Source organism: Butyrivibrio sp. MC2021 (assembly GCF_000621605.1).
Lineage (GTDB): Bacteria > Bacillota > Clostridia > Lachnospirales > Lachnospiraceae > Butyrivibrio.
This window is the reverse complement of the sequence record NZ_JHXX01000011.1, coordinates 105578-127979: the sequence shown is the minus strand read 5'-3', so window position 1 is coordinate 127979 and position 22402 is coordinate 105578. Positions and strand designations below refer to the sequence as shown.

Genomic DNA, 22402 nt, shown 5'->3' with positions numbered 1-22402 from the left:
CATATCTGGGAAGATTACATGGAAGAATGTGAGGATATAAGGTACACAGAAGGAATGAAGGATCTCTATTCTCACAGAAAAGAAACAATAGAGAGAATCTTTGGAACAGCTAAAGAGAACCACGGATTCAGATATACGCAGATGTATGGCAAGGCGCGGATGGAAATGAAGGTCGCGCTTACATTTGCGTGTATGAATCTGAAAAAGCTTGCAAGAATCAAGCATGAATGGCGGTTAGAGATGGCCTGATAGAGGCCGTTTCTATCCTTTATTATCAATAAAACACTCGCGAAAAAGAAAAATGGTCTTGAGAGCTACGCTCTCAGGACCACTTTGTCTACAGTCTGAGGCTGGTTCTTTACTGAACCAGCCTTTCTAAGGTCTTGAATATCATATCAGGCTCCAGGGGATCGGCACAAAAGCAAAAAATGTGAATGATAACAACCTCTGTGGTATTGACATGGGAAATAGATGTGTTATAGTTGTAATAGAACAATACTAACAAGCAAATGTTTTTACGCTGAAACAGGAGGCGCTTATGAATATACAGAAGTTTACACAAAAGTCCATAGAAGCGGTAAACGGCTGCGAGAAGATTGCCCTTGAGTACGGCAATCAGGAGATCGAGCAGGAGCATCTCTTATATGCCCTTATGACCATTGAGGACAGCCTTATTGCCAAACTGGTGGAGAAGATGGGAGTGGACCGCAATGCTTTTATCGACAGGATAGAGCAGGGCATTAAGAAAAGACCCAAGGTCCAGGGCGGGCATCCCTATGTGGGCTCCGACCTTAACAAGGCGCTTCTCTCCGCAGAGGATGAGGCCAAGGCCCTGGGAGATGAATATGTTTCCGTGGAGCACCTTTTTATGGCTGTGCTGAAGAAGCCTGGCAGAGAGGTGAAGGATATCCTTCAGAGCTTTGGAATCGACAGGAACAGATTCCTTCAGGTTCTTTCAGAGGTAAGGGGCAACAGGAATGTCACCACTGACAATCCCGAGGCCACCTATGACACTTTGAACAAATATGGAACAGAGCTGGTGGAGAAGGCCAGAAGGCAGAAGCTAGATCCTGTCATTGGCAGAGATACTGAGATAAGGAATGTCATCAGGATCCTTTCCAGAAAGAGCAAGAACAACCCTGTTCTCATCGGTGAGCCCGGCGTTGGTAAGACTGCCGTTGTAGAGGCTTTGGCCCAGAGAATAGCAGGTGGGGATGTGCCCACTGCCCTTAAGGACAAGAAGATCTTTTCCCTGGACATGGGAGCCCTTGTGGCCGGTGCCAAGTACAGAGGTGAGTTCGAGGAGAGACTTAAGGCTGTCCTTGAGGATGTTAAGAATTCCGACGGAGAGATCATTCTTTTTATCGATGAGCTTCATCTCATTGTGGGAGCCGGCAAGACCGACGGCGCCATGGATGCGGGCAATATGCTCAAGCCCATGCTGGCAAGAGGCGAGCTTCACTGTATCGGCGCCACCACACTGAACGAATACAGGCAGTATATTGAGAAGGATGCGGCCCTGGAGAGACGTTTCCAGCCTGTAATGGTGGAGGAGCCCACTGTTGAGGATACCATCAGTATTCTTCGTGGCCTCAAGGAGAGATATGAGGTATTCCACGGTGTTAAGATCATGGACTCAGCCCTTGTGAGCGCTGCAGTTCTTTCCAACAGATATATTTCCGACAGATTCCTTCCCGACAAGGCCATCGACTTGGTGGATGAGGCCTGTGCCCTTATCAAGACCGAGATGGATTCCATGCCTGCGGAGCTGGATGAGCTGAACCGCAAGATCATGCAGATGCAGATCGAGGAGGCTGCCCTTAAGAAGGAGGATGATTCCTTAAGCGTTGAGAGGCTTAAGAATCTTCAGAAGGAGTTGGCTGAGCTTCGTGAGGAGTTCGATACCCAGAAGGCTCAGTGGTCCAATGAAAAAGAGGCTGTGGACAGACTGGCAGCCATGCGTGAGCAGATAGATACCATCAATTCCGAGATTGCCATTGCCCAGCGTAACGGCGACTACGAGAAGGCCGGAGAGCTGCAGTACGGCAAGCTCCCTGCCCTTAAGAAGCAGCTGGAGGAGGCAGAGGAAGAGGTCAGACTTAAAGAGAACGACACCGCCCTTGTCCATGAGAGAGTATCCGAGGATGAGATTGCGGGCATCATCAGCAGATGGACCGGAATCCCAGTAAATAAGCTCACTGAGAGCGAGAGGAACAAGACCCTTCATCTGGCAGATGAGCTGCACCTTCGTGTCATCGGACAGGATGATGCGGTGACCAAGGTTTCCGAGGCTATCATGAGATCCAAGGCAGGAATCAAGGATCCCAGCAAGCCCATCGGTTCCTTCCTGTTCCTGGGACCTACCGGTGTTGGTAAGACAGAGCTTGCCAAGAGCCTTGCTCAGGCCCTCTTTGATGATGAGAACAACATGGTCAGAATTGACATGAGTGAGTATATGGAGAAGTACAGCGTCTCCAGACTTATCGGAGCGCCTCCCGGATATGTGGGATACGAAGAGGGTGGCCAGCTGACAGAGGCTGTCAGAAGAAAGCCCTACGCCGTAGTTCTTTTTGACGAAATAGAAAAAGCCCATCCCGATGTCTTCAACATTCTTCTGCAGGTTCTGGATGACGGAAGAATTACAGACTCCCAGGGAAGGACTGTGGACTTCAAGAATACAATACTTATCATGACCTCCAATATCGGAGCTCAGTATCTGCTGGATGGAATAAGACCTGACGGCACCATCAGCGAAGAAGCGGAGAATGACACCATGGAGGACTTAAGGGGCCACTTCAGACCTGAGTTCCTCAACAGACTTGATGAGATCATTATGTTCAAACCTCTGACCAAGAACAACATTGGCGGCATCATCAAGCTTATCGTTGATGATCTGAACAAACGTCTTTCAGACAGAGAGATAAGCATTAGACTTACTCCTGCAGCTGAAAACTTTGTGATAGACAATGCCTATGATCCCATTTACGGCGCAAGACCTCTTAAGCGCTACATCCAGAAATATGTGGAGACCCTTTCCGCAAGGCTCATCCTTGAGGACAAGGTCAAGCCCCATGAAACCATCGAATTCGATGTGGTTGGAAGCGGTGAAGAAGCACAACTTACAGCACACGCTGTTCACTAAAAACAAAAACGGCTCCGGTTAACCGGGGCCGTTTCTTATGTTACGAAAATTGATTCTTCTCAGAATCATAAACATATCCAATGCCTTTCAGCTTCTCAACAATCTCCTTCTGTTCCTCCGCTGAAATATCTATGTCCTCGAACATGGCATCCAGGCTTGAATAGTTATCCCTGAGTTTCATATTCATAAAACTAAGCAGCATTACCGGATCTTTTGGAATCATAAGCGCCTCCCGTTTTTTTACAATAGTGTACCACATTATTTCACTTAAGCAGTAAAAGAACCGTTTTTGAATGGGGATTCGTAGACTATGGCTGGGGGAAGGGGAGGGGCATGGGGAAGTGCAACTATGCGAGACATTCGAAACGCGACCATGATTCAGGAGTGCTGCAGGTAATCAGACGGGCGAGTGTTCTGAGCAACGCGAAACGAGCCCGGCTGACTTATCTGCAGTGCCCTGAATCAGGGAGCGGGGCGATGCGAGTATAGTTGCACTTCCCCATGCCCCTCCCCTTCCACCATTAATAAAACCCACCTCAAAAAAGAAAAAAATGTTATTCGTCCGATTTCAATGTCATTTCGTCAGAAATCCCCCATTTGTCTCCCCAATATGTTAGTATCATCATAGAAAAAATAGGTGCAGCAATGCATCGGTATGGAAAAGGTATTATTATGGGAAAATTCAGAGTTAATCCTGAGACACTCAGACAGCAGGCAGTTGTATATCAGGAGATTTCATCAAATCTTGGCAGAATGGCAAATGAAACAGATAATCTGGCAGAAGAGCTTGATTTGTCTCTGTTTATTCTTAAGCCCGCAGTTAAGCATCTTGCAGGAAGAATGAACCGTTATTCAACTAAGGCCGCAGCATATTCTGAGGCCCTTGATTATATAGCAACCCAATATATCAGAACTGAGGATACTATTTTCTCCAACATCAAGCCCGCCGGAAATTATAATGTAGGCCCCACCAACACAGATGGCGGCGAAGGTGGCAACGGTGGTAATGGAGGCAACGGCAACGGAGGCAACGGAAATGACTCCGGCAATGGCAACGGTAACGGCAGCGGAAATGGTTCCGGAAACGGTAACGATAACGGCTCCGGCAACGGAAATGGTTCCGGAAACGGTAACGGCACTGGCAATGGCAGCGGAAACGGCTCCGGTAACGGCAATGGCAATGGCAGCGGAAACGGCTCCGGTAACGGCAATGGCAACGGTAACGGAAATGGTTCCGGAAATGGTTCCGGCAATGGAAACGGTAGCGGCAGCGGAAATGGTTCCGGAAACGGCAACGGAAATGGTTCCGGCAATGGAAACGGTAACGGCAGCGGAAATGGTTCCGGAAACGGCAACGGAAATGGTTCCGGCAATGGAAACGGTAACGGCAACGGTAACGGAAACGGCAATGGAAATGGTAATGGCAACGGTGGCTCAGGTTCAGAAGATAAGGGCCCCAAGACTGACGAATTAGAAGCTGTAGTAGAGCGCAGAAAAGGAAGCGGCTCAGGATCAGGAAGCGGTTCTGAATCAGGTTCAGACAGCGCAAGCCATGAATCAGGCTACGAGAGAGAAAGCGATAACGGATACGGACGTGAGTCAGGAAGCAGATCTGATTATGCAGAGAGCGGTCATGACAGCAATGTCGGCAATGGCGGTCACGGCGGAGCAGCAGGTGGCGGCAGCGGCGCAGGCATGGGTTCAGGCATGGGCGCAGGCAGCCAGATGGCAGCTGCAAGACTTGGAACTCTCAAGGACATTCTTCTTAATGACAACTATGTCAGCGTTGGAGACAAGCTTGCTGCAAACAGGATCTATCAGGCCCTTATCAAAGAGGGATATTCCCCTGAGGCAGCAGCTGCAATCCTTGGAAACCTTGAGACCGAGAGCGGCTTCAACACAGCATGGCTTGAAAATCAGGGAGCAATCGGCATCGGAGCCTGGAGCGGCGACAGAAAGGATGCTCTTGTTGTTTTTGCAAAGACTCTTGGCAAGGATCCCACAGATCTCGATGTTCAGATCCAGTTCCTTGTTAATAAGGATATGTACAACAGACTTGGCGCAGACGGCGTAGAACAGCTCAAGGGCATGACAGACTTTGTTGATGCCACTGACTTTGTATGCGATAAATATGATCCAACTGCAGGATATGCCACCAAGGCAGCTTATGATGTAAGCAGTATTGGCCAGCCCGGCGAGAACCACATCGACTGGGAGAGATTCCTGTGGTCAGAAGAGTCCGGAAATTATGAACTTGATCTCCAGCAGAGAAGAGATGCAGCTAATTTCTGGTACAAAGAGAACATGTTTGGTGAGGAACTTAGCTAAGTTCACTATATATTTTATTTTGGTGTGGCAGCAGGTGCTAATGGCATCTGCTGCATTTTTTGTGGCCCAATATCTTGATTAAATATTTATAAACTGGCACACAATGTTGAAAGGGATAATTTAACAGGTGTATAATTATTATGTTATATCATATATATTTGTGCGCCTTTGCAAAGATTCGGATTGCGAAGACCGCAAAAATAAAGGATTTGTATCCTAACACAGGAGCGATTAATGCTTGAATCCATAGATATTCACTGTCACATTATGCCGGGAGTCGATGATGGCTCGCCTGACACAGACACAAGTCTGAAGATGCTGAAGATAGCTGTGGAAAGCGGAGTAAGAAATATCATTCTTACTCCTCATCATAAACCCATGCACCACAATGTAAGTCCCAAACACAACGCAGCCTACAGGCAAAAGCTTCAGGAGGTGGCCTGGGACAACGGGATAAATGTAAACCTGTACTCTGGAAATGAGATGTATTTCAGTGATGACACCATGGCGGACCTGGAATGTGGCAATATCTGTACTCTGGCAGGTTCCGATTATGTGTTGGTGGAGTTTCATCCCACCAACCCCTACAAAGCCATCCACAATGCTCTTTACCAGGTTCAGGGAGCTGGCTTTACTCCTGTTCTTGCCCATGTGGAGAGATACAGTGATGTAGTATCCCATCCGGCCTATGTCAGGGACCTGGTGGATATGGGATGTTATATTCAGGTAAATGCCAACAGCATTATGGGAAAATATGGCTTTGGAACAGCCCATTTTACCAAAAAGCTGATAAAAGAGGATCTGGTGCATTTTGTGGCAACGGATGCCCATGACACCGTAAGACGCGCTCCGCATCTGGCTGAGTGCAGGAAGTATGTTGAAAGAAAGTATGGACTTGATACGGCGGATCGGCTTTTCTACGACAATCCGCTGTCTGTGATACATAACGAGATCATCTAAGTGCAAACAAAAAACAGGGGTAATTAATGGGGAACAAGGACGACATAATTGAAATCAATCTTGGGGAACTGTTTTCGGTATTACTTGCAAGGGCTTTTCTCATTATCAGCGCGGGGGTCTTTTTTGCTCTGGCGGGACTGTTTCTTAGCAAGTTTGTGATTCATCCCGTTTATGAGTCCACCACCAAGATCTACATTTTGAATAAAGAGGAAAATCAGACCGTCACCTATTCCGACGTGCAGATCTCGACTCAGCTGACCCAGGATTATGCAGAGCTGATCAAGAGCAGGTACGTTTTGGAGGAGGTTATTCAGAGACTCAATCTGATTGATACCACCTACGACGACCTTTCGGATGTGCTCAGGGTGGACACCCCTTCCGATACACGAATCGTGGCTATCACAGCCAAGGACGAGGATCCGCTCATGGCCATGAAGATCGCCAACTGTATCAGAGAGGTAGCCAGTGAGCATATTACCAATGTTATGGATATCGACGCCATCAATGTGGCGGAGACAGCCAATGTTCCCACCAAGAAATCAAGTCCCAGCGTGGCCAGATGGACGGTGATAGCAGGTTTTCTGGGAGCTGTCTTTATAGCATTTTTCGTGGTGCTGGGATATCTTCTTGACGATACCATAAAGAGCAACGACGACGTGGAGAGGTACCTCGGAATGAGCACACTGGCGCTGATTCCGCTGACCACTGAGGAGATGGATAAAAAGAAGTCTAAAAAGAGCAAACATAAGTAACGGGGGTAAACATGCAGAGCGCGAAGCTTCATTTCAGTCAGTCTGAAAACAACTATCAGATAAAAGAAGCCTACAAAACCCTTAGAAGTAATGTGGAATTCTCCGGACAGAATGTCAGGGTCATATCCGTTACCAGCTGTACTCCCGGTGAGGGAAAGACCACAGTGGCCATGGCACTTGCAAGAGCCTTTGCGGAGGCCGGAAAAAAGACAGTGCTGGTGGATGCGGATATGAGAAAGTCGGTGCTGGTGGGCAGATATAAGACGGGAAGTGTCCGCCTGGGCCTTACCCACTGCCTGGTCGGAAGAGAGAGGCTGTCCAGCGTCATATGCGAGACGGACACACCGAACCTCTACGTTATCTTCAGCGGCCCGGTGCCACCTAACCCCAGCGAACTTCTGGGAGGAAGGATCTTCGGCAAGGCACTGGAGAATATGAAGCAGGTATTTGACTATATCATTATAGATACTCCACCTCTCGGCAGCGTTATCGATGCCGCTGTGGTGGCCAAGCAGTGCGATGGCACCATAATGGTGGTGGAGAGCAATTCCATCAGTTACAGATTTGCCCAGAGGGTAAAGGATCAGCTGGACAAGGCCGGAGCCAAGATGCTGGGGGTTGTTCTTAACAAGGTTGATATTACAGGAAAAGGCTATTATGGCCATTACGGCAGTTATTACGGCAAATATTACGGCAAGTACTACGGCAAGTATTACGGCAGGTACGGCGAGGATAACCAGAATGTGGCAGCAGCCACAAGATCTAGGCCGGCTCCCACACCTGCGCCGGATGAAGATGATCTTGATGAGCTCAATTATCTGGCAGGAGTAACCCGTAAAGATTAAGGCTGGAGGAAAAAGTGAGAAGTAATTTACTGGGGGTCTTTTTTACAATACTAAGCGGAGTTCTTATCGCACTGATCGTCATTGCTTTCGGAAGAAGTGACAGGATTGCGCCGGAGTTCAGATTTTCTGCGGTGGATCTTATCTATGATTCCGAGACAAAGGATGGCGATCTGATAGTCGGGGTAAACGCCTATGATGCCAAGGACGGAGACCTTACTTCCAGAATAGTTGTGGAAAAGGTGGTCCTTAACAGAGAGGCGGAGACGGCAGTGGTATACTATGCCGTTGCTGATCGCAGCGGAAATGTTACCAAGCAGTCCAGAGTTTTCCCGGCGGATATTGCTGACATAGACGACAACGGAGATTCTTCCGAGATAATTGAGGATGCTGAGGTTCCGGAAGTGCACTACGAAGCTGCAAGCTTCGATGCAGCTTCATCTGCATCGGGATCGTCCCAGGAGGAATCAGAAGGAAACTAAGCCTGATTACAAGGTGATTGCGCGAGGTGCCTATGGGCGGAAAAGGCAGAGTTTTCCTCATTGTGTGGGCTGTGCTTATGACTTTCATAGCAGGAGCCCTGGTAGGAATCGAAGCAATGAGGTATCTGGGAAAATCGAATCTTGATGCCAAGTCTGCTACGACTGCGCCTATTATGGTTCAGTCTGAGGAAGTGCAGGCTCCCGCTGAGGGTGCGTCCTGGGAATCCGACTGGATAAGATACAACGGAGAAGTTTACGATTACAACGAAGATATAACAACCTTTCTTATAATGGGAATCGACAAAAACGACGAGACTGTCACCGAGGTTCAGGAAGGAACTGACGGAGGGCAGGCCGACGGACTCTTTTTGCTGGTCCTTAATCCCCACACCAGGAATATCAATATCATAGGAATAAACAGAAACAGCATGACGGACGTGGATGTCTATGACGAATACGGGAGATATATGACCACCGTCATAGCCCAGATCGCCACCCAGCACGGCTTTGGCAACGGCATGGAGGAGAGCTGCGAGTATCAGGTGAAGGCTGTCTCCAACATGTTTTATCAGCTGCCTATCCATGGCTATGCCGCCATCAACATGAGCGCCATTCCCATAATCAACGACCAGGTGGGCGGTGTTGATGTGACAGTTCTGGAGGACCTCACCAAGTGGGACAAGACACTGAAAAAAGGGGAGCAGGTCCATCTTGAGGGCATGAGCGCCTTTCATTATGTAAAGACCAGGGATCTTACTCAGTTTGGCTCCAATGACAGACGTCTTGAGAGGCAGCGCCAGTACCTCAACGGATTTATAAAGGCCGCCAGGGCCACAGCTGCAGATGATAAAGACATGGCAGTGAATCTATTCAAAGCCATTTCCGAAAAAATGGTCACTGATATCTCCATTGATGAGGTCAGCTATCTTGCTCCGGAGCTCATAGATTATGATTTTGATGCCACGGATTTCATGATGATAGACGGCGAGACCAAGAAGACCGGAGAGTTTGAGGAGTTCCATGTGGATCAGGATGATCTCTACAGGACCATAATCGAAGTTTTTTATGAAAAAGTTGAAAATGTGGACTAAATAAATGAGTATAAGGTGCCGATATAAATACATAGATAGGATAACCATGAAAAGCATTATAACCATAGTGCTGGCGGTTATGCTGATTGGCGGTTGTGGGGTGAAGGAAGCTCCTTTGGATTCTGCGAAGGAAAGCAGCAAAAGTGCTGTTGAAAGCGAGTCCGCTGCGGATTCCTTCGTCTATTTTCCGGATCTCGTGGCGGAAAACAGCGATATCTTCGGCTGGGTCTATGTACCGGGCACAGGAATTGATTATCCGGTGCTTCAAAGCAGTCAGGGAGACGACTCCTTTTACAAAAACCATAACGCCAAGGGGGTGGAAGACCCAAAGGGCGCCATATATATTGAAGCGGCCAATCAGAAAAACATGTGCGACTTCAATGAGGTTTTGCACGGAAAAACGCTGGAAGACAATTCAATGTTTTCCGATCTGAATAAGTTTTTGGACAGGACCTTTTTTGAGGACCATCAGTATATTTACATGTATACACAGGATACTGTGCTGGTATATGTGGTTATGGCGGCTTTTCAGAGAAGAAATACAAGACTTATTGAGGAATATGATTTTTCTTATGCATACGGATGCCAGGAGTTTATTGACGAGATCTACTCCGGCAAGAGCATGGGAAAAAACGTAAGGCAGGGCTGGGAAGAAGGCCTTGCACCCGAGAATTTCATCATCACCCTTTCCACCATTGATGAGGTGGGAACGGGGAAACAGACGGTGGTCATCGGGTGCCTTGCGGCAGACATGAACGGCACCGTTGACAGGGTTGTAGATTATTCAGAACCTGAGTAAAAGAATGGAGGCGTAAGAAATGAAAAGATTACTGGCTTTATTGATCGCTTGTGTGATGTTTGCTTCAACCACATTGTGTACCTACGCTGCGAGCAGTGATACCGGCGGATCATCCAGCGTGACGGCTGAGGATATCAAGAGAATGGAGGAAGAGATTCAAAAGCTCACCAAAAGGATCAAGAGCCTTCAGAACACAATAAAGGCCAGCCAGCAGGCAAATAGCAAGCCTCAGGCCCAGAAGTCATCAGGTGGTGGCGGAGCAGCTTATCAGCAGCCTGATGTTTACTCCAAGAATAATGCCGTTAACTATGGAGGCAATGTTATAGCTCAGGGCGGACATGTTGAGATCAACGGTGGCAGAAGCAATGTTACTTTTAAGATCTCAGGCGCCAACGGCGGACAGGTTACACAGGCCAATGCTCTTGCAGCATCTTTGGGCGGTTCTCTTATCAACTGCATAACCACCAGCTCTCCCGGAGCAAGCTTCAGTAACGCTAAGGTTAATTTCTATATCAGCGGCGTTCAGGCCGGTGACAACATCGCAGTATATCAGATTCAGGGTAACAACTGGGTTCAGCTTCCTACCGCTGAGATCCGCAAGGACCACGTTGTTGTTAATATGACAAGACACGGCACACTGGCATTCATCCGTGTTCCTGTTCTTGCAGCTGTATCAGGTTGAGAATAATTATCATACTTTACATATTTGGGGCCGGTCTGGGGACCGGCCCTTTTTCACTTTACTTTAGTAGAGTGCCGCTATATAATGAAGGGGATTTTGAATTAATGAGGAGATATTATGAGCTGGGAAGAGAATGTCAGAAAAGTTGTACCTTATACACCCGGGGAGCAGCCCAAGATAAAGAATATTATAAAGCTTAATACCAACGAGAACCCCTATCCGCCGTCACCTCTTGTTTATAGAGCTTACGAGGAGATCTGTCTCGAGGATTACAGGAAGTATCCGGATCCAACCTGTAGCGGGCTTGTGGAGGCAATAGCTTCTTTTTACGGTGTGGATAAGGATAACGTATTCGTGGGCGTAGGCTCCGATGATGTACTGGCCATGGCTTTTCTTACTTTCTTTAACTCAGATAAGCCGATTCTTTTCCCGGATATTACATATTCCTTTTATGATGTCTGGGCGGACCTTTACAGGATCCCCTACAGGCAGATCCCTCTTAAGGATGATTTCACCATCGAGCCCGGGGACTACTTCGGAGAAAACGGCGGCGTTGTTATAGCCAATCCCAACGCTCCCACCGGAGTTAAGCTTCCTCTCGATGCCATAGAGGAAATTATTAAAAATAATTCTGACGTGGTTGTCATAGTTGATGAGGCCTATGTGGACTTCGGCGCCGAGACAGCCCTTCCTCTTATAGATAAATATGACAATCTGCTGGTGGTAAGGACCTATTCCAAATCCAGGTCACTGGCAGGACTTCGCATCGGCTATGCCTTTGGAAGTAAGAAACTTATTAAATATTTATCCGATGACAAGTTCTCTTTTAACTCCTATACCATGAACATGCCCTCTCTGACTCTGGGAGCAGCCTCCATGAGGGATAAGGAGTACTTTGAAGAGACAACTGCCAAAGTGGTTGCCACAAGAGAAAAAACAAAGAAAGAGCTGAAGGCTCTGGGCTTTGAATTCGGTGATTCAGCCACCAATTTTATCTTTGCCCGTCACCCACAAAAGCCCGGCAAAGAAATATTTGATTATCTGCGCTCACATGATATAATAGTGCGTCGCTTTGATAAACCTGAAAGAATAAGTGAGTACCTCAGAATCTCTGTAGGCACTGACGAGGAGATGGATAAGCTCATTTCTGTTCTTAAGGAATGTCTTGGCAATTAACTATGTAAGGAGCAGATTTTTATGTTAGCATTTTTCAAAGAGTCACTGATCGGACAGTACATTTTTGTATTTATTACTTCTATGGTTCCGCTGGTTGAGCTTAGAGGAGCAATTCCTTTTGCATATGGATTTAACCACACAGGAACAGGTTTTAACCTTCTGCTGGGATATATCCTTATTGCAATAGGCAATATGATTCCCGTTCCTCTTATTTATTTCTTCGCAAGAAAGGTTCTTGAGTGGGGAAAGGATAAGCCTGTTATCGGCGGCTTCTTTACCTTCTGCCTTGAGAAGGGCGAAAAGGGTGGAAAGAAGCTTCAGTCCAAGGCAGGACAGGGCCTCTTTGTGGCACTTCTTTTGTTTGTAGGTATCCCTCTTCCCGGAACTGGAGCCTGGACAGGAACCCTGGCAGCTTCTATTCTTGATATGGATTTCAAGAAGACAGTTCTTGCTGTTGTTTCCGGAATCGCACTGGCTGCTGTTATTGTCAGCGTACTTTGTATTCTCGGATTCGGAGCATGGTTTGGTATTGCAGGCTGATGCCTTAGAGGATTAATAATGGAAGCATACAGCGAGTTTGCAAGTGTATATGATACTTTCATGGATGAAACCCCATACGATGTATGGGGTGATTTTGTTGCGGGACTTATCGGAAAATACGGTGTGAGCAGGCCCTATACAGATGAAAACGCAGCCCCTGAGGATATCTCAGAAGAGGAAGAAGACACCGAGAAGGCTCTGGAGCAGGAGCGCAATCTGGTGGTGGAGCTGGGTTGTGGAACCGGCAGTTTTACTGAGGTTCTGGCTAAAAAGGGCTACGACATCATGGGTACCGATATCTCCGCGGACATGCTGAACATAGCAAGGAACAAGGCCATGGAGAAGGGCCTTAACATCATGTACCTGGAGCAGGACATGAGAGAGCTTGATCTGTACTGCACCGCCGGCACCATTGTCAGTGTCTGCGACAGTGTCAATTATGTTCTTGAGGATGACGAAATCATCGAGACCTTTAAGCTGGTTAACAATTTTCTTTTCCCCAAGGGCATATTTATCTTCGATTTCAACACCCTTCACAAGTACAGGGATGTCATCGGTGATACCACAATTGCAGAGAACCGCGAGGATTGCAGCTTTATCTGGGAAAACTATTATCACGAAGAAGAGCATGTGAATGAATATGACCTGACCATATTCGTGAGAACTGATGAAAAGGAAGAAATCTTCAAGAGATTTAACGAGACTCACTACCAGAGGGGTTACACTCTGGAGGAGATGAAGGGCTTTGTTGAAGCCGCAGGCCTTGAGTTTGTGACAGCCATTGATGCGGACAGCCAGGGCGAGCCCGACGAAGACAGTGAGAGAATATATATTGTCGCAAGAGAGTGCGGCAAATAGTCTTTAGGACGTGGAAATGGACCTAGGGGACGGGGTGGAAATACCCCCGTCCCCCAGGTCCATTTCTCCGTTTCACTTATACTTCAATCGTTCCTTCAAACACTGTAGTAGCCGGTCCTTCCATAATAACAGGTGACTTCTTGCCACCGTCCCAGCTGCAGGTGATATCGCCCCCAAGGACATGGACGGTAACCTTTGAATCGGTATGCTTGTTCAGAATGCAGGCCACGGTGGTGGCGCAGCAGCCTGTGCCGCAGGCCAGGGTCTCGCCGGTGCCTCTTTCCCATACTCGCATGTGAACATTATTCTTATCATCCACCTTGACGAACTCTGTATTGATTCGTCTCGGGAAATACTCATGATTCTCAAACATAGGACCGTAGTGTTCTATATCAAAAGTAGCAAGGTCCATATCATCAGGAAGAAATACAACCGCATGAGGGTTTCCCATTGACACGCATGTCATATGCCATGTTTTTCCCGCTGCCTCGATGGGAGCATCGATTACATGATTGCCATACTCGGAAGATGCGGTTATGCACTCACCGGGCACAGCCACCGGAACCTCAGTTGCTTCCAAAATCGGAGCACCCATATCAACCTTAACTGACTCCACAAGATTATCTGCCCCCACTGTCAGGTCGATGTACTTTTTCTTGCCGGCGCTTACGATGGTGAGCTTCTTCTTATCGGTAAGTCCCTTGTCATATACAAACTTGGCTACGCAGCGGATACCGTTTCCGCACATCTCGGATCTGGAGCCGTCCGCGTTATACATCTCCATCTCAAAATCTATATCCGGGTCCTCCACTGGATTTATAAAGATAAGTCCATCGGATCCGATTCCAAAATGTCTGTCGGAAACCTTCACCGCCAGCTCAGACTTCTTTTCCTGAGGAATAATTTCTTTTCCACCGTCTATATAAACATAATCATTTCCACAACCCTGCATCTTGGTAAAACTTATCTTCATAGGCGCACCTCCGCTCTCTGCTCTTAGTTTAGAATCATATTAGCACAGTTTAAGAATTATTCACAATAAAAATGTATACAATTATACAGATGTAGTGTAAAATCTTTTCCAGAATATGTTCACAATGGGGTGGACGTCAAAAACTGCTTCGGACAGATGGATTCCGTGGCAGCTTATTGACGTCCCTTTTTTTCAATATTCTTAAATCAAACAGAAAAGGAGTTAATTATGTTCAGACCAAATGATGATTATCTGAAGCTGCCGGGAAGCTATCTTTTCAGCACCATCGGCAAAAAAGTAAACGCATACCAGGCTGCCCATCCCGAGAAGAATATCATAAGACTTGGAATCGGTGATGTAACTCAGCCCCTTCCCCCTGCGGTGATCGAGGCTCTTCATAAGGCCGTTGACGAGCAGGCAGATCCCGCCACCTTCAGAGGCTATGCACCGGATCTTGGATATGAGTTCCTGCGTCATGCCATGGCGGAGAACGACTTCAGAAGCAGAGGCTGCGATATAGCTGATGATGAGATCTTTATCTCAGACGGTGCCAAGTCCGATTCTGGCAACATTCAGGAGATCTTTGCAAAAGACTCCAAGATCGCTGTCTGTGACCCTGTATATCCTGTATATGTGGATTCCAATGTAATGTCAGGAAGATGCGGAGATTATGATGCCCAGACCGGCATGTGGAGCAATGTGATCTATATGCCCAGCACCGAGGAGAACGGCTTTTCGCCGGAGCTTCCCAAGGAAGTGCCGGATATCATTTATCTGTGCTTTCCAAATAACCCCACCGGAACTGCCATCACAAAGGATCAGCTTCAGGTTTGGGTTGACTATGCCAATAAGAATGGCTCTGTAATAATTTTCGACGCCGCCTATGAGGCATATATTTCAGAGGAAAATGTTCCTCATTCCATCTTTGAATGTGAAGGCGCAAGAACCTGCGCCATAGAGCTTCGTTCCTTCTCCAAGAATGCGGGCTTTACCGGACTTCGTCTTGCTGCCACAGTTATACCTCATGACCTGAAGGTAAAATATAACGGCAGCGAGGTTCAGATGCACAGCCTCTGGGCAAGAAGACACGGCACCAAATATAACGGCGCTCCCTACATTGTACAGAGAGCCGGAGAGGCCTGCTATACTCCTGAGGGTAAGGCTCAGATAAAACAGATGGTTGCGGGCTACATGAAGAATGCTTCCTTTATCCTTAACGGGCTCAAGGATGCGGGCTACACAGTATACGGCGGAGTCAATTCCCCTTACGTGTGGCTTAAGACAAAGGATGGCATGACCAGTTGGGAGTTCTTTGATTATCTTCTTGAAAATGCCGGGTTGGTCGGAACACCGGGATCAGGTTTTGGACCCAGCGGAGAACATTATTTCAGACTTACTGCTTTTGGCAGTTATGAAAATAGCGTAGAAGCTCTTAACAGAATTAAAAATCTTTAAATCAATCTTAACAAAGTGGTCCGTAACCCTGCGGTTTCGGACCACTTTTTACTATTGTCGTAACAATCGAAAAAAATGAGGAAAATTGTTTGAATTTAAAAACTTTTTGGGGGCTCTTCAAAAAATCTAACAAATATGATAGATTTTATGATTAGCAGGATAGTAAATTATTTATGTTAGTGATTTACTAATTTGTTGGGGAAAAAGGGGAAATATAATATGGGGAAGAATAAAAAAGTTGCATTTGTAGCATCTTCAGGGGGACATCTGGAGGAAATCTCAAGGCTCAAGGGGATAGAAGGTAAATACGATTCATTTCTCGTCACTGAAAAGAGTGATTTTGAGATCAAGAACTTCTGCGCTGATAAGAGGTATTATCTGCCTCAGATGAACCGCAGACAGATCACTTTCCCGCCCAAATTCATTTGGCTGTTCTTTAGAACGCTTAATATTCTTCTTAAAGAAAAACCCGATTTTATTATCACGACAGGCGCTCTGATTGCTTATCCTTTCTGTGTTGTAGGAAAGCTTTTGGGAATCAAAGTGGTGTATGTTGAGTCCTTTGCAAGGGTCAACGAGCCATCTATGACAGGCAAACTTGTCTACAATATGTCAGATCTTTTCATGGTTCAGTGGGAGGATATGCTTACACAGTATCCTAAATCCATGCTGGGCGGTGGGATTTTTTAGAAAACTAGCCGTGACAGGATGTTGCGGTATAGATGGGAGGAATTTTTTTGATTTTCGTCACATTGGGTACGCAAAAATTTCAGATGAACAGGCTGGTTAAAGCTGTTGACGAAATTGCGCCGGACTTTGGCGAGGACTTTTTCATTCAGACCGGAAGCTCAACATATCAGCCAAAAAACTGCGAACACAAGGATTTTATTGATGTTAATGCGTACAATCAGAAAATTTCCGAGTGCAGCGTGCTGGTCACACATGCAGGCGTTGGAACTATCATCAGCGGATTAAGTAAGGGGAAACCGGTGGTAGTGGTTCCGAGAGCCAACAAATATGGGGAACATGTGGATGACCATCAGTGTCAGATTGCGGATGCATTCTCATCTAAGGGGCTTGTCCTTTGCTGTCAGGACGTTTCGGAACTTGGGGACTATATCGAAAAAGCAAGAAGCTATGACTTTAAGCCGTATGAACTTAAGGGGGGAAATATTGAGGAGACGATAATGAAGTTCATCGATATTTTCGATTGAACTGATTTATGGGTAGGGTTTTATTGGGATGAACAGGAGTAACAGAGGAGCAAATACAAACATAATACAGATGGTGATAGATGCCTTTGTTCTGTTCATCATCTTTTTGATAGAGCGTGTAATTTTTGACGGCATTATATTAAAAGAGACTTTTCCGAAATGCTTCGCACTGATTGTCATTTTCGGAGTCGTATATATTTTATCCAATAAGGAAGCCAGAATTTACAATGTCACGTTGTTTTTTTACATGGACAGGTTCTGGCGTATCTTATCTAAATCGTGGTTATTGGCTGCGGCTGTGACCACATCAATCATGTATGTCTACAATCCCAATCAGAGTATAAGGGAGTTCCACTTGCTGTTTTTGGTGCTGTCTTATGTGGCCATTTGTGTGAACATGGTTGTCAGCAGATTCCTGCAGATGACACTGACCACCTACAGAGCACCGAGAGTTGCGTTCGTGGGAAACTTTGATGAGTACGAAAAATTCAACTACTTTTTGAATAAGACCAGCGTGAAGGTGGAAGAGATCGGATACATCATCGAGGGAGATATGCCAAAGAACAGGATATTCAATGTCCTGGGAACCTTGGACAACCTTGAGGATATCATCAGAAAGTATGAGATCGATCAGGTCTTCTATATTCTTCACAGCGATGATTCCATCGATCGTATCAGGGATCAGATCGATCTTTGCCTTGAGATGGGTGTTACGGTCAAGGTTGTTATGGATGTGGCCTACTCCAGAAGAATGAACAGGTCAGACAGCTTTGTAAGTTCCGTGGGGACCTATCCGGTGATAACCTATCACACCATAGCTCTTAACAGCTATGAACAGGTGCTGAAAAGGGCATTGGATCTTGTTGTCAGCGTGGTGGTTGCCATCGTCCTGTCGCCCCTTATGCTAATAACCTGTATAGCCATTAAGCTGGATTCTCCGGGACCTGCGTTTTTCAAGCAAAAGAGAGTGGGACAGAACGGCAGAATATTTGATATTTATAAATTCCGAAGTATGTGTGTGGATGCAGAAGATCGCAGACATGAACTCGAAGATCAGAATGAGATGGACGGCTTCATGTTTAAGATAAAGGATGACCCGAGGGTTACAAGGGTCGGCAAGTTCATCAGAAGAACCAGTATTGATGAGCTGCCACAGCTGTTTAATGTCATACGTGGAGAGATGAGCCTTGTGGGGACAAGGCCCCCTACAACCAAAGAGGTTTCCGGATACAAGAGAAGCCAGTGGAGACGAATCAGCATAAAACCGGGAATCACCGGACTATGGCAGATAAGCGGCAGAAATGACATCAAGAGTTTCGACGAGGTGGTCGAGCTGGATCTTAAGTACATCGACAATTGGACTATCTGGTCCGACATAGAGATCCTGTTTAAGACCGTGGGAGTTTTGCTCAGAAGAAAGGGCGCATATTAAGTGGTGTGGAGGAAGACACAGTGAACGTAAGTGAGAAGATTAAACTTAAAAAGAATCTTAATGTTACAGATCTATCCGGGGAAAAGGTTATGATCGACTTTGAGTCCGGAAAGTACTTTATGATCAAGGGAAGCGGCAATGATATCTGGGATCTTATCCAGGAGGAGATCACCTTTGGCGAGATCGTGGACAAGCTTCTCTCTGAGTATGATGTCTCAAGGCAGGAGTGCGAGGCTTCTGTAGAAGAATTTTTAGGAAAACTAAAGGAATTGGATTTTATCTGATTAAAGGTGGACAGACGTGTTAAAGACTATCATTAATAACTTTCATTTAGAAAAACTTATTTGGATCATTAAAACCAAGCTGAAATACATGATCCTGATCGGATTGATCTTCGGTGCTCTGGCAGGAGGATTTGCCTTCGTGACCAGGAATGATGTATATGCAGCCCAGATTTCACTTTATGTATATTCCAACCCGGACTATATCAATGACAACGGAATCAATCTTTCAACCGGAGAGATTTCACAGGCCAGCAGCTTGCTGAACAGTTATTCACAGATCATAAAAAGTGCAGGCTTTTTGGAGTCTGTAATTGAAGAAGCTCAGTTGGATCCTATGTACTACACTGTGACAAGACTCAGAAGCAGCATTACAACCAACGCTGTTTCCGGAACCGCTGTATTCAAGGTAACAGTTAAGGATCCCAATCCTTATGCGGCAATGACCATCGCCAACACCATCGGAGCCCTTGCTCCCGAGAAGATCATCAGCATAGTTAAGTCAGGTGGTATCGAGATCCTGGATGAGGCTGTACTTCCCACAGCACCATACCAGTCCACCAGCGTTCTTCTTATGATCGCTATCGGATGTGTGGGCGGCGGCGGATTAGCAGCCCTGTTCTTTATCTACAAGGGACTTATGAATACAACCTACAGAAGAATTTATGAGGTTGAGGACATGTTCAACATTCCGATCCTTGGAATGGTTCCTCAGATCAGAGATAAAAAAGAAAACGGCGAGCCTGACGTTATCCTTACAGAGGAGAGCCCCTTCATTCTGAGAGAGGCCTATAACGATATCAGAGCCAACCTTCTTTTCCTGGGAAAAGGTGAGAAGTGTCCTGTATTTGCTATCACCGGCGCCGACTACGACGAGGGAAAGACCACCAATGCCATCAACGTTGCAAGAAGCTTTGCTCTTATGGGTAAGAGAACACTTCTTGTGGACGCCGATCTTCGTAACGGAAATATCGCAGAGGAGTTCGGTTTCGAAGGCACAGACGGACTTAGTGAGTATCTTGCCGGCATCAAAACAGAGCTGAACATTCACAAGAATATAGCAGAGAACCTTGACCTTGTTACAACCGGAGCATTTCCTCCAAACCCCACTGACCTTCTTATCAGTGAGAGATGGAAGGAATTGATAGCAGAGAAGAAGGAAGATTATGACTATATCATCATCGATACTCCTTCAATCGGTGTTGTAGCCGATGGTGTTGAGGTTGTTAATGTAGCTACAGCTTTTGTTGTGGTTATCAGAGAGTCTGTTACAAGATTTGAGCGTGAGGAGCTCATCATCAGAAGACTTGAGGCTGTGGATGCCAACATCAGCGGATTTATCTATAACGGCATTTCGGTTAAGTCTGAGGACTACAATCACAAGGAATATATCAACGGTGGAAAGTATGGTAAGCGTAGTAATACCCGTGTATAACACGGAGAAGTATTTAAGAAGGTGCATGGATGCACTGCTTTCACAGACAATCGATAAAAAGAACTTAGAGCTTGTGGTGGTTAACGACGGTTCCACGGATTCTTCTCCCGAGATACTTGCAGAGTATCAGGAGAAGTTCCCGGATATCGTGAAGGTCTACAACAAGACCAACGGCGGACAGGCCACCGCAAGAAATCTGGGAATTCAGAAGGCCACCGGTGAATACATCGGTTTTGCCGACTCGGACGACTACGTTGATCCTACTCTTTTTAAAAAGCTCTATGACAAGGCGAAGCAGGAAAATGCAGACCTTTGCGAATGCCATTATCACAGCATGTTGGAGCAGAATGGAACCGGGGCAGACGGTCTTCCTCTTTACAAGGAAATAGGAACAAGAGGTACCATATGTGCCCATGAGGACGTAAAGGAGCTTTTCCTTAATCCTCAGGTTTCTCCCTGGAACAAGCTTTACAGGAGAGAAATTCTTATAAATAACAACATAACCTTCCCCGAGGGCATGATCTACGAGGATACGGCCTTTTACATCAAGACCCTTCCGTTTATCAAAAAGCATGCGTATGTGGATGAAAAACTGGTTTACTACTGTGTGAGAGCTAATTCCACCATGACAGGCAACCTTGGCAGAAGGGTGGGAGACATATTCAATGTCTTCGACGATATAATCGAGTTCTTCCAGAGAAATGGGTTATTCGGACAGTATAAGGATGAGCTCGAGTATTTTTGTGTTAAGACTGCTTTTTGCAGCAACATCAGCAGAATAGGCAGAGTTGATTCGAACGTTATGCGAGGAGAGCTCTATGACAAGACCTTCTCCTTCGTGATAAAGCATTTTCCGTATTACAAGAAGAACAAATACTTCACCGGCAAGATCGGTATGTATATCAAGACCATAAACAGAAAGATCTGTCCTGTTTACGGCAAAGTACTGGCAAAGGTAATGGTGGGATGAGTTTGAAAATTTCTGTGGCGATAGCTACCTACAACGGAGAAAAGTACATAGAAGAGCAGCTCCAGTCGATCCTGGACCAGACAAGGCCTGTGGATGAGGTAATCATCTGCGATGACAGGTCAGGGGATGGCACAGCGGATCTTATTGCTGAGTTTATCAGGGAAAAGAAGCTTGAGGACAGATTTTTCTTTTCCGTAAACGAGAGCAATCTGGGCTATGCATCGAACTTTGTAAATGCTATGCGAAAGACCACAGGGGACTACGTTCTTTTCTGCGACCAGGATGATATCTGGGTTAAAGACAGAGTAGAGAGGATGATAGCCGTCCTTGAAAACCATCCTGAGGCAGAGCTTATCGGCTCTGAGTTTGAGCCCTTCAAGTGCTCCGAGGATGCGCCTGAGCCCCAGAAGTGGGAACTGGCTACCTTCAGAAATGACGATTCTCTGGAGAAACTTGAATTTAACTCACCCAATATTTTCATCGGTTGTCAGGGCTGTACCATGGCCATGAGAAGGAGCTTCTTGAAGGCGGTGGACAGATACTGGTACAAGGGCTGGGCCCACGACGAATTCGTCTGGAAGCTGGCTTTGTGCAGAGGAAGCCTTTATTTCTATCACAGGGTAACCATGAAGAGAAGGCTCCATTCAACCAATGTCACCCTTCACAAGGAGCATGAGAACCAGAAGAGATTAAAGTATCTCAAAGAACTTAAAAAGAGCCATGAGAGAACCTGGAAATATGTTCTTGAAAATGGCAATGACCAGGAAAAGATTTCTCTTTTGAAAAGGCATATCAAAGCCACTCAGATGAGAATTGACCTTATAGAGAACAGAAAGCTTCTGAATTTCTTCAGGCTTTTTGCATACACAGATTGTTATCACAAAAAACGCTCCATTCCGGTGGAGCTTATGATGGCGCTTAGACCTTGAGCGCCGTGGAAAGAGTTTTATGAACAGTGCGACGGCTTTAATTCCGAGAGAAAAAAGTAAA

The 22402-nt window shown here is 46.3% G+C and carries 22 protein-coding genes and 1 pseudogene; 21 read left to right on the top strand and 2 right to left on the bottom strand.

From position 1 onward, the window contains the following. Both T359_RS20565 and clpB read left to right on the top strand, forming a co-directional pair. Positions 1 to 231, top strand: a pseudogene (locus tag T359_RS20565) (transposase); the annotation flags it as partial. Between the two features lie 307 nt (positions 232 to 538). Further along, positions 539 to 3142: an ATP-dependent chaperone ClpB gene (gene clpB, locus T359_RS0114540; RefSeq protein WP_026518104.1), complete on the top strand. Its 2604-nt coding sequence runs from the start codon at positions 539 to 541 to the stop codon at positions 3140 to 3142. Between the two features lie 40 nt (positions 3143 to 3182). Here the strand turns inward: clpB and T359_RS0114535 are convergent, their stop codons facing one another. Next, positions 3183 to 3365: a DUF4250 domain-containing protein gene (locus tag T359_RS0114535; protein ID WP_026518103.1), complete on the bottom strand. Its 183-nt coding sequence runs from the start codon at positions 3363 to 3365 to the stop codon at positions 3183 to 3185. Between the two features lie 449 nt (positions 3366 to 3814). Here T359_RS0114535 and T359_RS21775 point away from each other — a divergent pair, with 449 nt between their 5' ends. From T359_RS21775 to T359_RS0114480, 11 genes are all read left to right on the top strand, one after another. Continuing rightward, positions 3815 to 5470 (top strand): phage tail tip lysozyme, encoded by a 1656-nt coding sequence (locus T359_RS21775; RefSeq protein ID WP_051545469.1) that lies wholly within the window; start codon positions 3815 to 3817, stop codon positions 5468 to 5470. A 234-nt stretch (positions 5471 to 5704) separates the two neighbouring features. Further along, positions 5705 to 6430 (top strand): CpsB/CapC family capsule biosynthesis tyrosine phosphatase, encoded by a 726-nt coding sequence (locus T359_RS0114525; protein WP_026518102.1) that lies wholly within the window; start codon positions 5705 to 5707, stop codon positions 6428 to 6430. Positions 6431 to 6456: 26 nt separating this feature from the next. Beyond that, positions 6457 to 7182, top strand: a complete 726-nt coding sequence (locus T359_RS0114520; RefSeq protein WP_026518101.1) for a YveK family protein — start codon at positions 6457 to 6459, stop codon at positions 7180 to 7182. An 11-nt stretch (positions 7183 to 7193) separates the two neighbouring features. Then, complete coding sequence (locus tag T359_RS0114515; RefSeq protein WP_026518100.1) at positions 7194 to 8027, top strand: polysaccharide biosynthesis tyrosine autokinase; 834 nt, start codon at positions 7194 to 7196, stop codon at positions 8025 to 8027. A gap of 14 nt (positions 8028 to 8041) precedes the next feature. Then, complete coding sequence (locus tag T359_RS0114510) at positions 8042 to 8506, top strand: hypothetical protein (RefSeq protein ID WP_026518099.1); 465 nt, start codon at positions 8042 to 8044, stop codon at positions 8504 to 8506. Between the two features lie 32 nt (positions 8507 to 8538). After that, a complete protein-coding gene (locus T359_RS0114505; protein WP_242839102.1) occupies positions 8539 to 9597 on the top strand; it encodes an LCP family protein in 1059 nt (352 codons plus the stop codon). Between the two features lie 46 nt (positions 9598 to 9643). Further along, positions 9644 to 10396, top strand: coding sequence for a class B sortase (locus T359_RS0114500; RefSeq protein WP_026518097.1), 753 nt, complete (start codon positions 9644 to 9646; stop codon positions 10394 to 10396). A 19-nt stretch (positions 10397 to 10415) separates the two neighbouring features. Continuing rightward, positions 10416 to 11078 (top strand): hypothetical protein, encoded by a 663-nt coding sequence (locus T359_RS0114495; protein ID WP_026518096.1) that lies wholly within the window; start codon positions 10416 to 10418, stop codon positions 11076 to 11078. A gap of 117 nt (positions 11079 to 11195) precedes the next feature. Then, positions 11196 to 12254, top strand: coding sequence for a histidinol-phosphate transaminase (gene hisC / locus T359_RS0114490; protein WP_035784591.1), 1059 nt, complete (start codon positions 11196 to 11198; stop codon positions 12252 to 12254). A gap of 21 nt (positions 12255 to 12275) precedes the next feature. Next, complete coding sequence (locus T359_RS0114485; protein WP_242839101.1) at positions 12276 to 12794, top strand: small multi-drug export protein; 519 nt, start codon at positions 12276 to 12278, stop codon at positions 12792 to 12794. A gap of 18 nt (positions 12795 to 12812) precedes the next feature. After that, a complete protein-coding gene (locus tag T359_RS0114480) occupies positions 12813 to 13652 on the top strand; it encodes a class I SAM-dependent DNA methyltransferase (protein WP_026518093.1) in 840 nt (279 codons plus the stop codon). 76 nt (positions 13653 to 13728) lie between these two features. Here the strand turns inward: T359_RS0114480 and dapF are convergent, their stop codons facing one another. After that, positions 13729 to 14619 carry a diaminopimelate epimerase gene (gene dapF / locus T359_RS0114475; RefSeq protein ID WP_026518092.1) on the bottom strand — a complete coding sequence of 297 codons (891 nt, stop codon included), beginning with the start codon at positions 14617 to 14619 and terminating at the stop codon, positions 13729 to 13731. Positions 14620 to 14853: 234 nt separating this feature from the next. On the opposite strand from dapF, the gene T359_RS0114470 reads away from it, so the two are divergent. The 8 genes from T359_RS0114470 to T359_RS20555 all read left to right on the top strand — a co-directional run bounded on the left by T359_RS0114470 (position 14854) and on the right by T359_RS20555 (position 22341). Beyond that, complete coding sequence (locus T359_RS0114470) at positions 14854 to 16080, top strand: LL-diaminopimelate aminotransferase (protein WP_026518091.1); 1227 nt, start codon at positions 14854 to 14856, stop codon at positions 16078 to 16080. Between the two features lie 219 nt (positions 16081 to 16299). Beyond that, positions 16300 to 16770 carry a PssD/Cps14F family polysaccharide biosynthesis glycosyltransferase gene (pssD, locus tag T359_RS0114465; protein ID WP_026518090.1) on the top strand — a complete coding sequence of 157 codons (471 nt, stop codon included), beginning with the start codon at positions 16300 to 16302 and terminating at the stop codon, positions 16768 to 16770. 47 nt (positions 16771 to 16817) lie between these two features. Then, positions 16818 to 17294: a PssE/Cps14G family polysaccharide biosynthesis glycosyltransferase gene (gene pssE / locus T359_RS0114460; RefSeq protein WP_035784626.1), complete on the top strand. Its 477-nt coding sequence runs from the start codon at positions 16818 to 16820 to the stop codon at positions 17292 to 17294. Between the two features lie 28 nt (positions 17295 to 17322). Then, the gene (locus tag T359_RS0114455) at positions 17323 to 18726 is read left to right on the top strand and encodes a sugar transferase (protein ID WP_026518088.1); all 1404 of its coding nucleotides are present in this window, start codon (positions 17323 to 17325) and stop codon (positions 18724 to 18726) included. A 20-nt stretch (positions 18727 to 18746) separates the two neighbouring features. Continuing rightward, a complete protein-coding gene (locus tag T359_RS0114450; protein WP_026518087.1) occupies positions 18747 to 19010 on the top strand; it encodes a PqqD family peptide modification chaperone in 264 nt (87 codons plus the stop codon). A gap of 16 nt (positions 19011 to 19026) precedes the next feature. Continuing rightward, positions 19027 to 20442 (top strand): polysaccharide biosynthesis tyrosine autokinase, encoded by a 1416-nt coding sequence (locus tag T359_RS0114445; RefSeq protein WP_026518086.1) that lies wholly within the window; start codon positions 19027 to 19029, stop codon positions 20440 to 20442. Beyond that, a complete protein-coding gene (locus tag T359_RS0114440; protein WP_026518085.1) occupies positions 20414 to 21412 on the top strand; it encodes a glycosyltransferase family 2 protein in 999 nt (332 codons plus the stop codon). Before T359_RS0114445 ends, T359_RS0114440 begins: the two co-directional genes overlap by 29 nt. Next, positions 21409 to 22341, top strand: a complete 933-nt coding sequence (locus T359_RS20555; protein ID WP_081795600.1) for a glycosyltransferase family 2 protein — start codon at positions 21409 to 21411, stop codon at positions 22339 to 22341. The genes T359_RS0114440 and T359_RS20555 overlap by 4 nt, the downstream gene beginning before the upstream one ends. Positions 22342 to 22402 lie beyond the last annotated feature (61 nt).

Coding starts and splice junctions, on each gene's coding strand:
- clpB (WP_026518104.1), top strand. CDS start 539: ATGAATATACAGAAGTTTACACAAAAGTCCATAGAAGCGGTAAACGGC.
- T359_RS0114535 (WP_026518103.1), bottom strand. CDS start 3,365: ATGATTCCAAAAGATCCGGTAATGCTGCTTAGTTTTATGAATATGAAA.
- T359_RS21775 (WP_051545469.1), top strand. CDS start 3,815: ATGGGAAAATTCAGAGTTAATCCTGAGACACTCAGACAGCAGGCAGTT.
- T359_RS0114525 (WP_026518102.1), top strand. CDS start 5,705: ATGCTTGAATCCATAGATATTCACTGTCACATTATGCCGGGAGTCGAT.
- T359_RS0114520 (WP_026518101.1), top strand. CDS start 6,457: ATGGGGAACAAGGACGACATAATTGAAATCAATCTTGGGGAACTGTTT.
- T359_RS0114515 (WP_026518100.1), top strand. CDS start 7,194: ATGCAGAGCGCGAAGCTTCATTTCAGTCAGTCTGAAAACAACTATCAG.
- T359_RS0114505 (WP_242839102.1), top strand. CDS start 8,539: ATGGGCGGAAAAGGCAGAGTTTTCCTCATTGTGTGGGCTGTGCTTATG.
- T359_RS0114500 (WP_026518097.1), top strand. CDS start 9,644: ATGAAAAGCATTATAACCATAGTGCTGGCGGTTATGCTGATTGGCGGT.
- T359_RS0114495 (WP_026518096.1), top strand. CDS start 10,416: ATGAAAAGATTACTGGCTTTATTGATCGCTTGTGTGATGTTTGCTTCA.
- hisC (WP_035784591.1), top strand. CDS start 11,196: ATGAGCTGGGAAGAGAATGTCAGAAAAGTTGTACCTTATACACCCGGG.
- T359_RS0114485 (WP_242839101.1), top strand. CDS start 12,276: ATGTTAGCATTTTTCAAAGAGTCACTGATCGGACAGTACATTTTTGTA.
- T359_RS0114480 (WP_026518093.1), top strand. CDS start 12,813: ATGGAAGCATACAGCGAGTTTGCAAGTGTATATGATACTTTCATGGAT.
- T359_RS0114470 (WP_026518091.1), top strand. CDS start 14,854: ATGTTCAGACCAAATGATGATTATCTGAAGCTGCCGGGAAGCTATCTT.
- pssD (WP_026518090.1), top strand. CDS start 16,300: ATGGGGAAGAATAAAAAAGTTGCATTTGTAGCATCTTCAGGGGGACAT.
- T359_RS0114455 (WP_026518088.1), top strand. CDS start 17,323: ATGAACAGGAGTAACAGAGGAGCAAATACAAACATAATACAGATGGTG.
- T359_RS0114440 (WP_026518085.1), top strand. CDS start 20,414: ATGGTAAGCGTAGTAATACCCGTGTATAACACGGAGAAGTATTTAAGA.
- T359_RS20555 (WP_081795600.1), top strand. CDS start 21,409: ATGAGTTTGAAAATTTCTGTGGCGATAGCTACCTACAACGGAGAAAAG.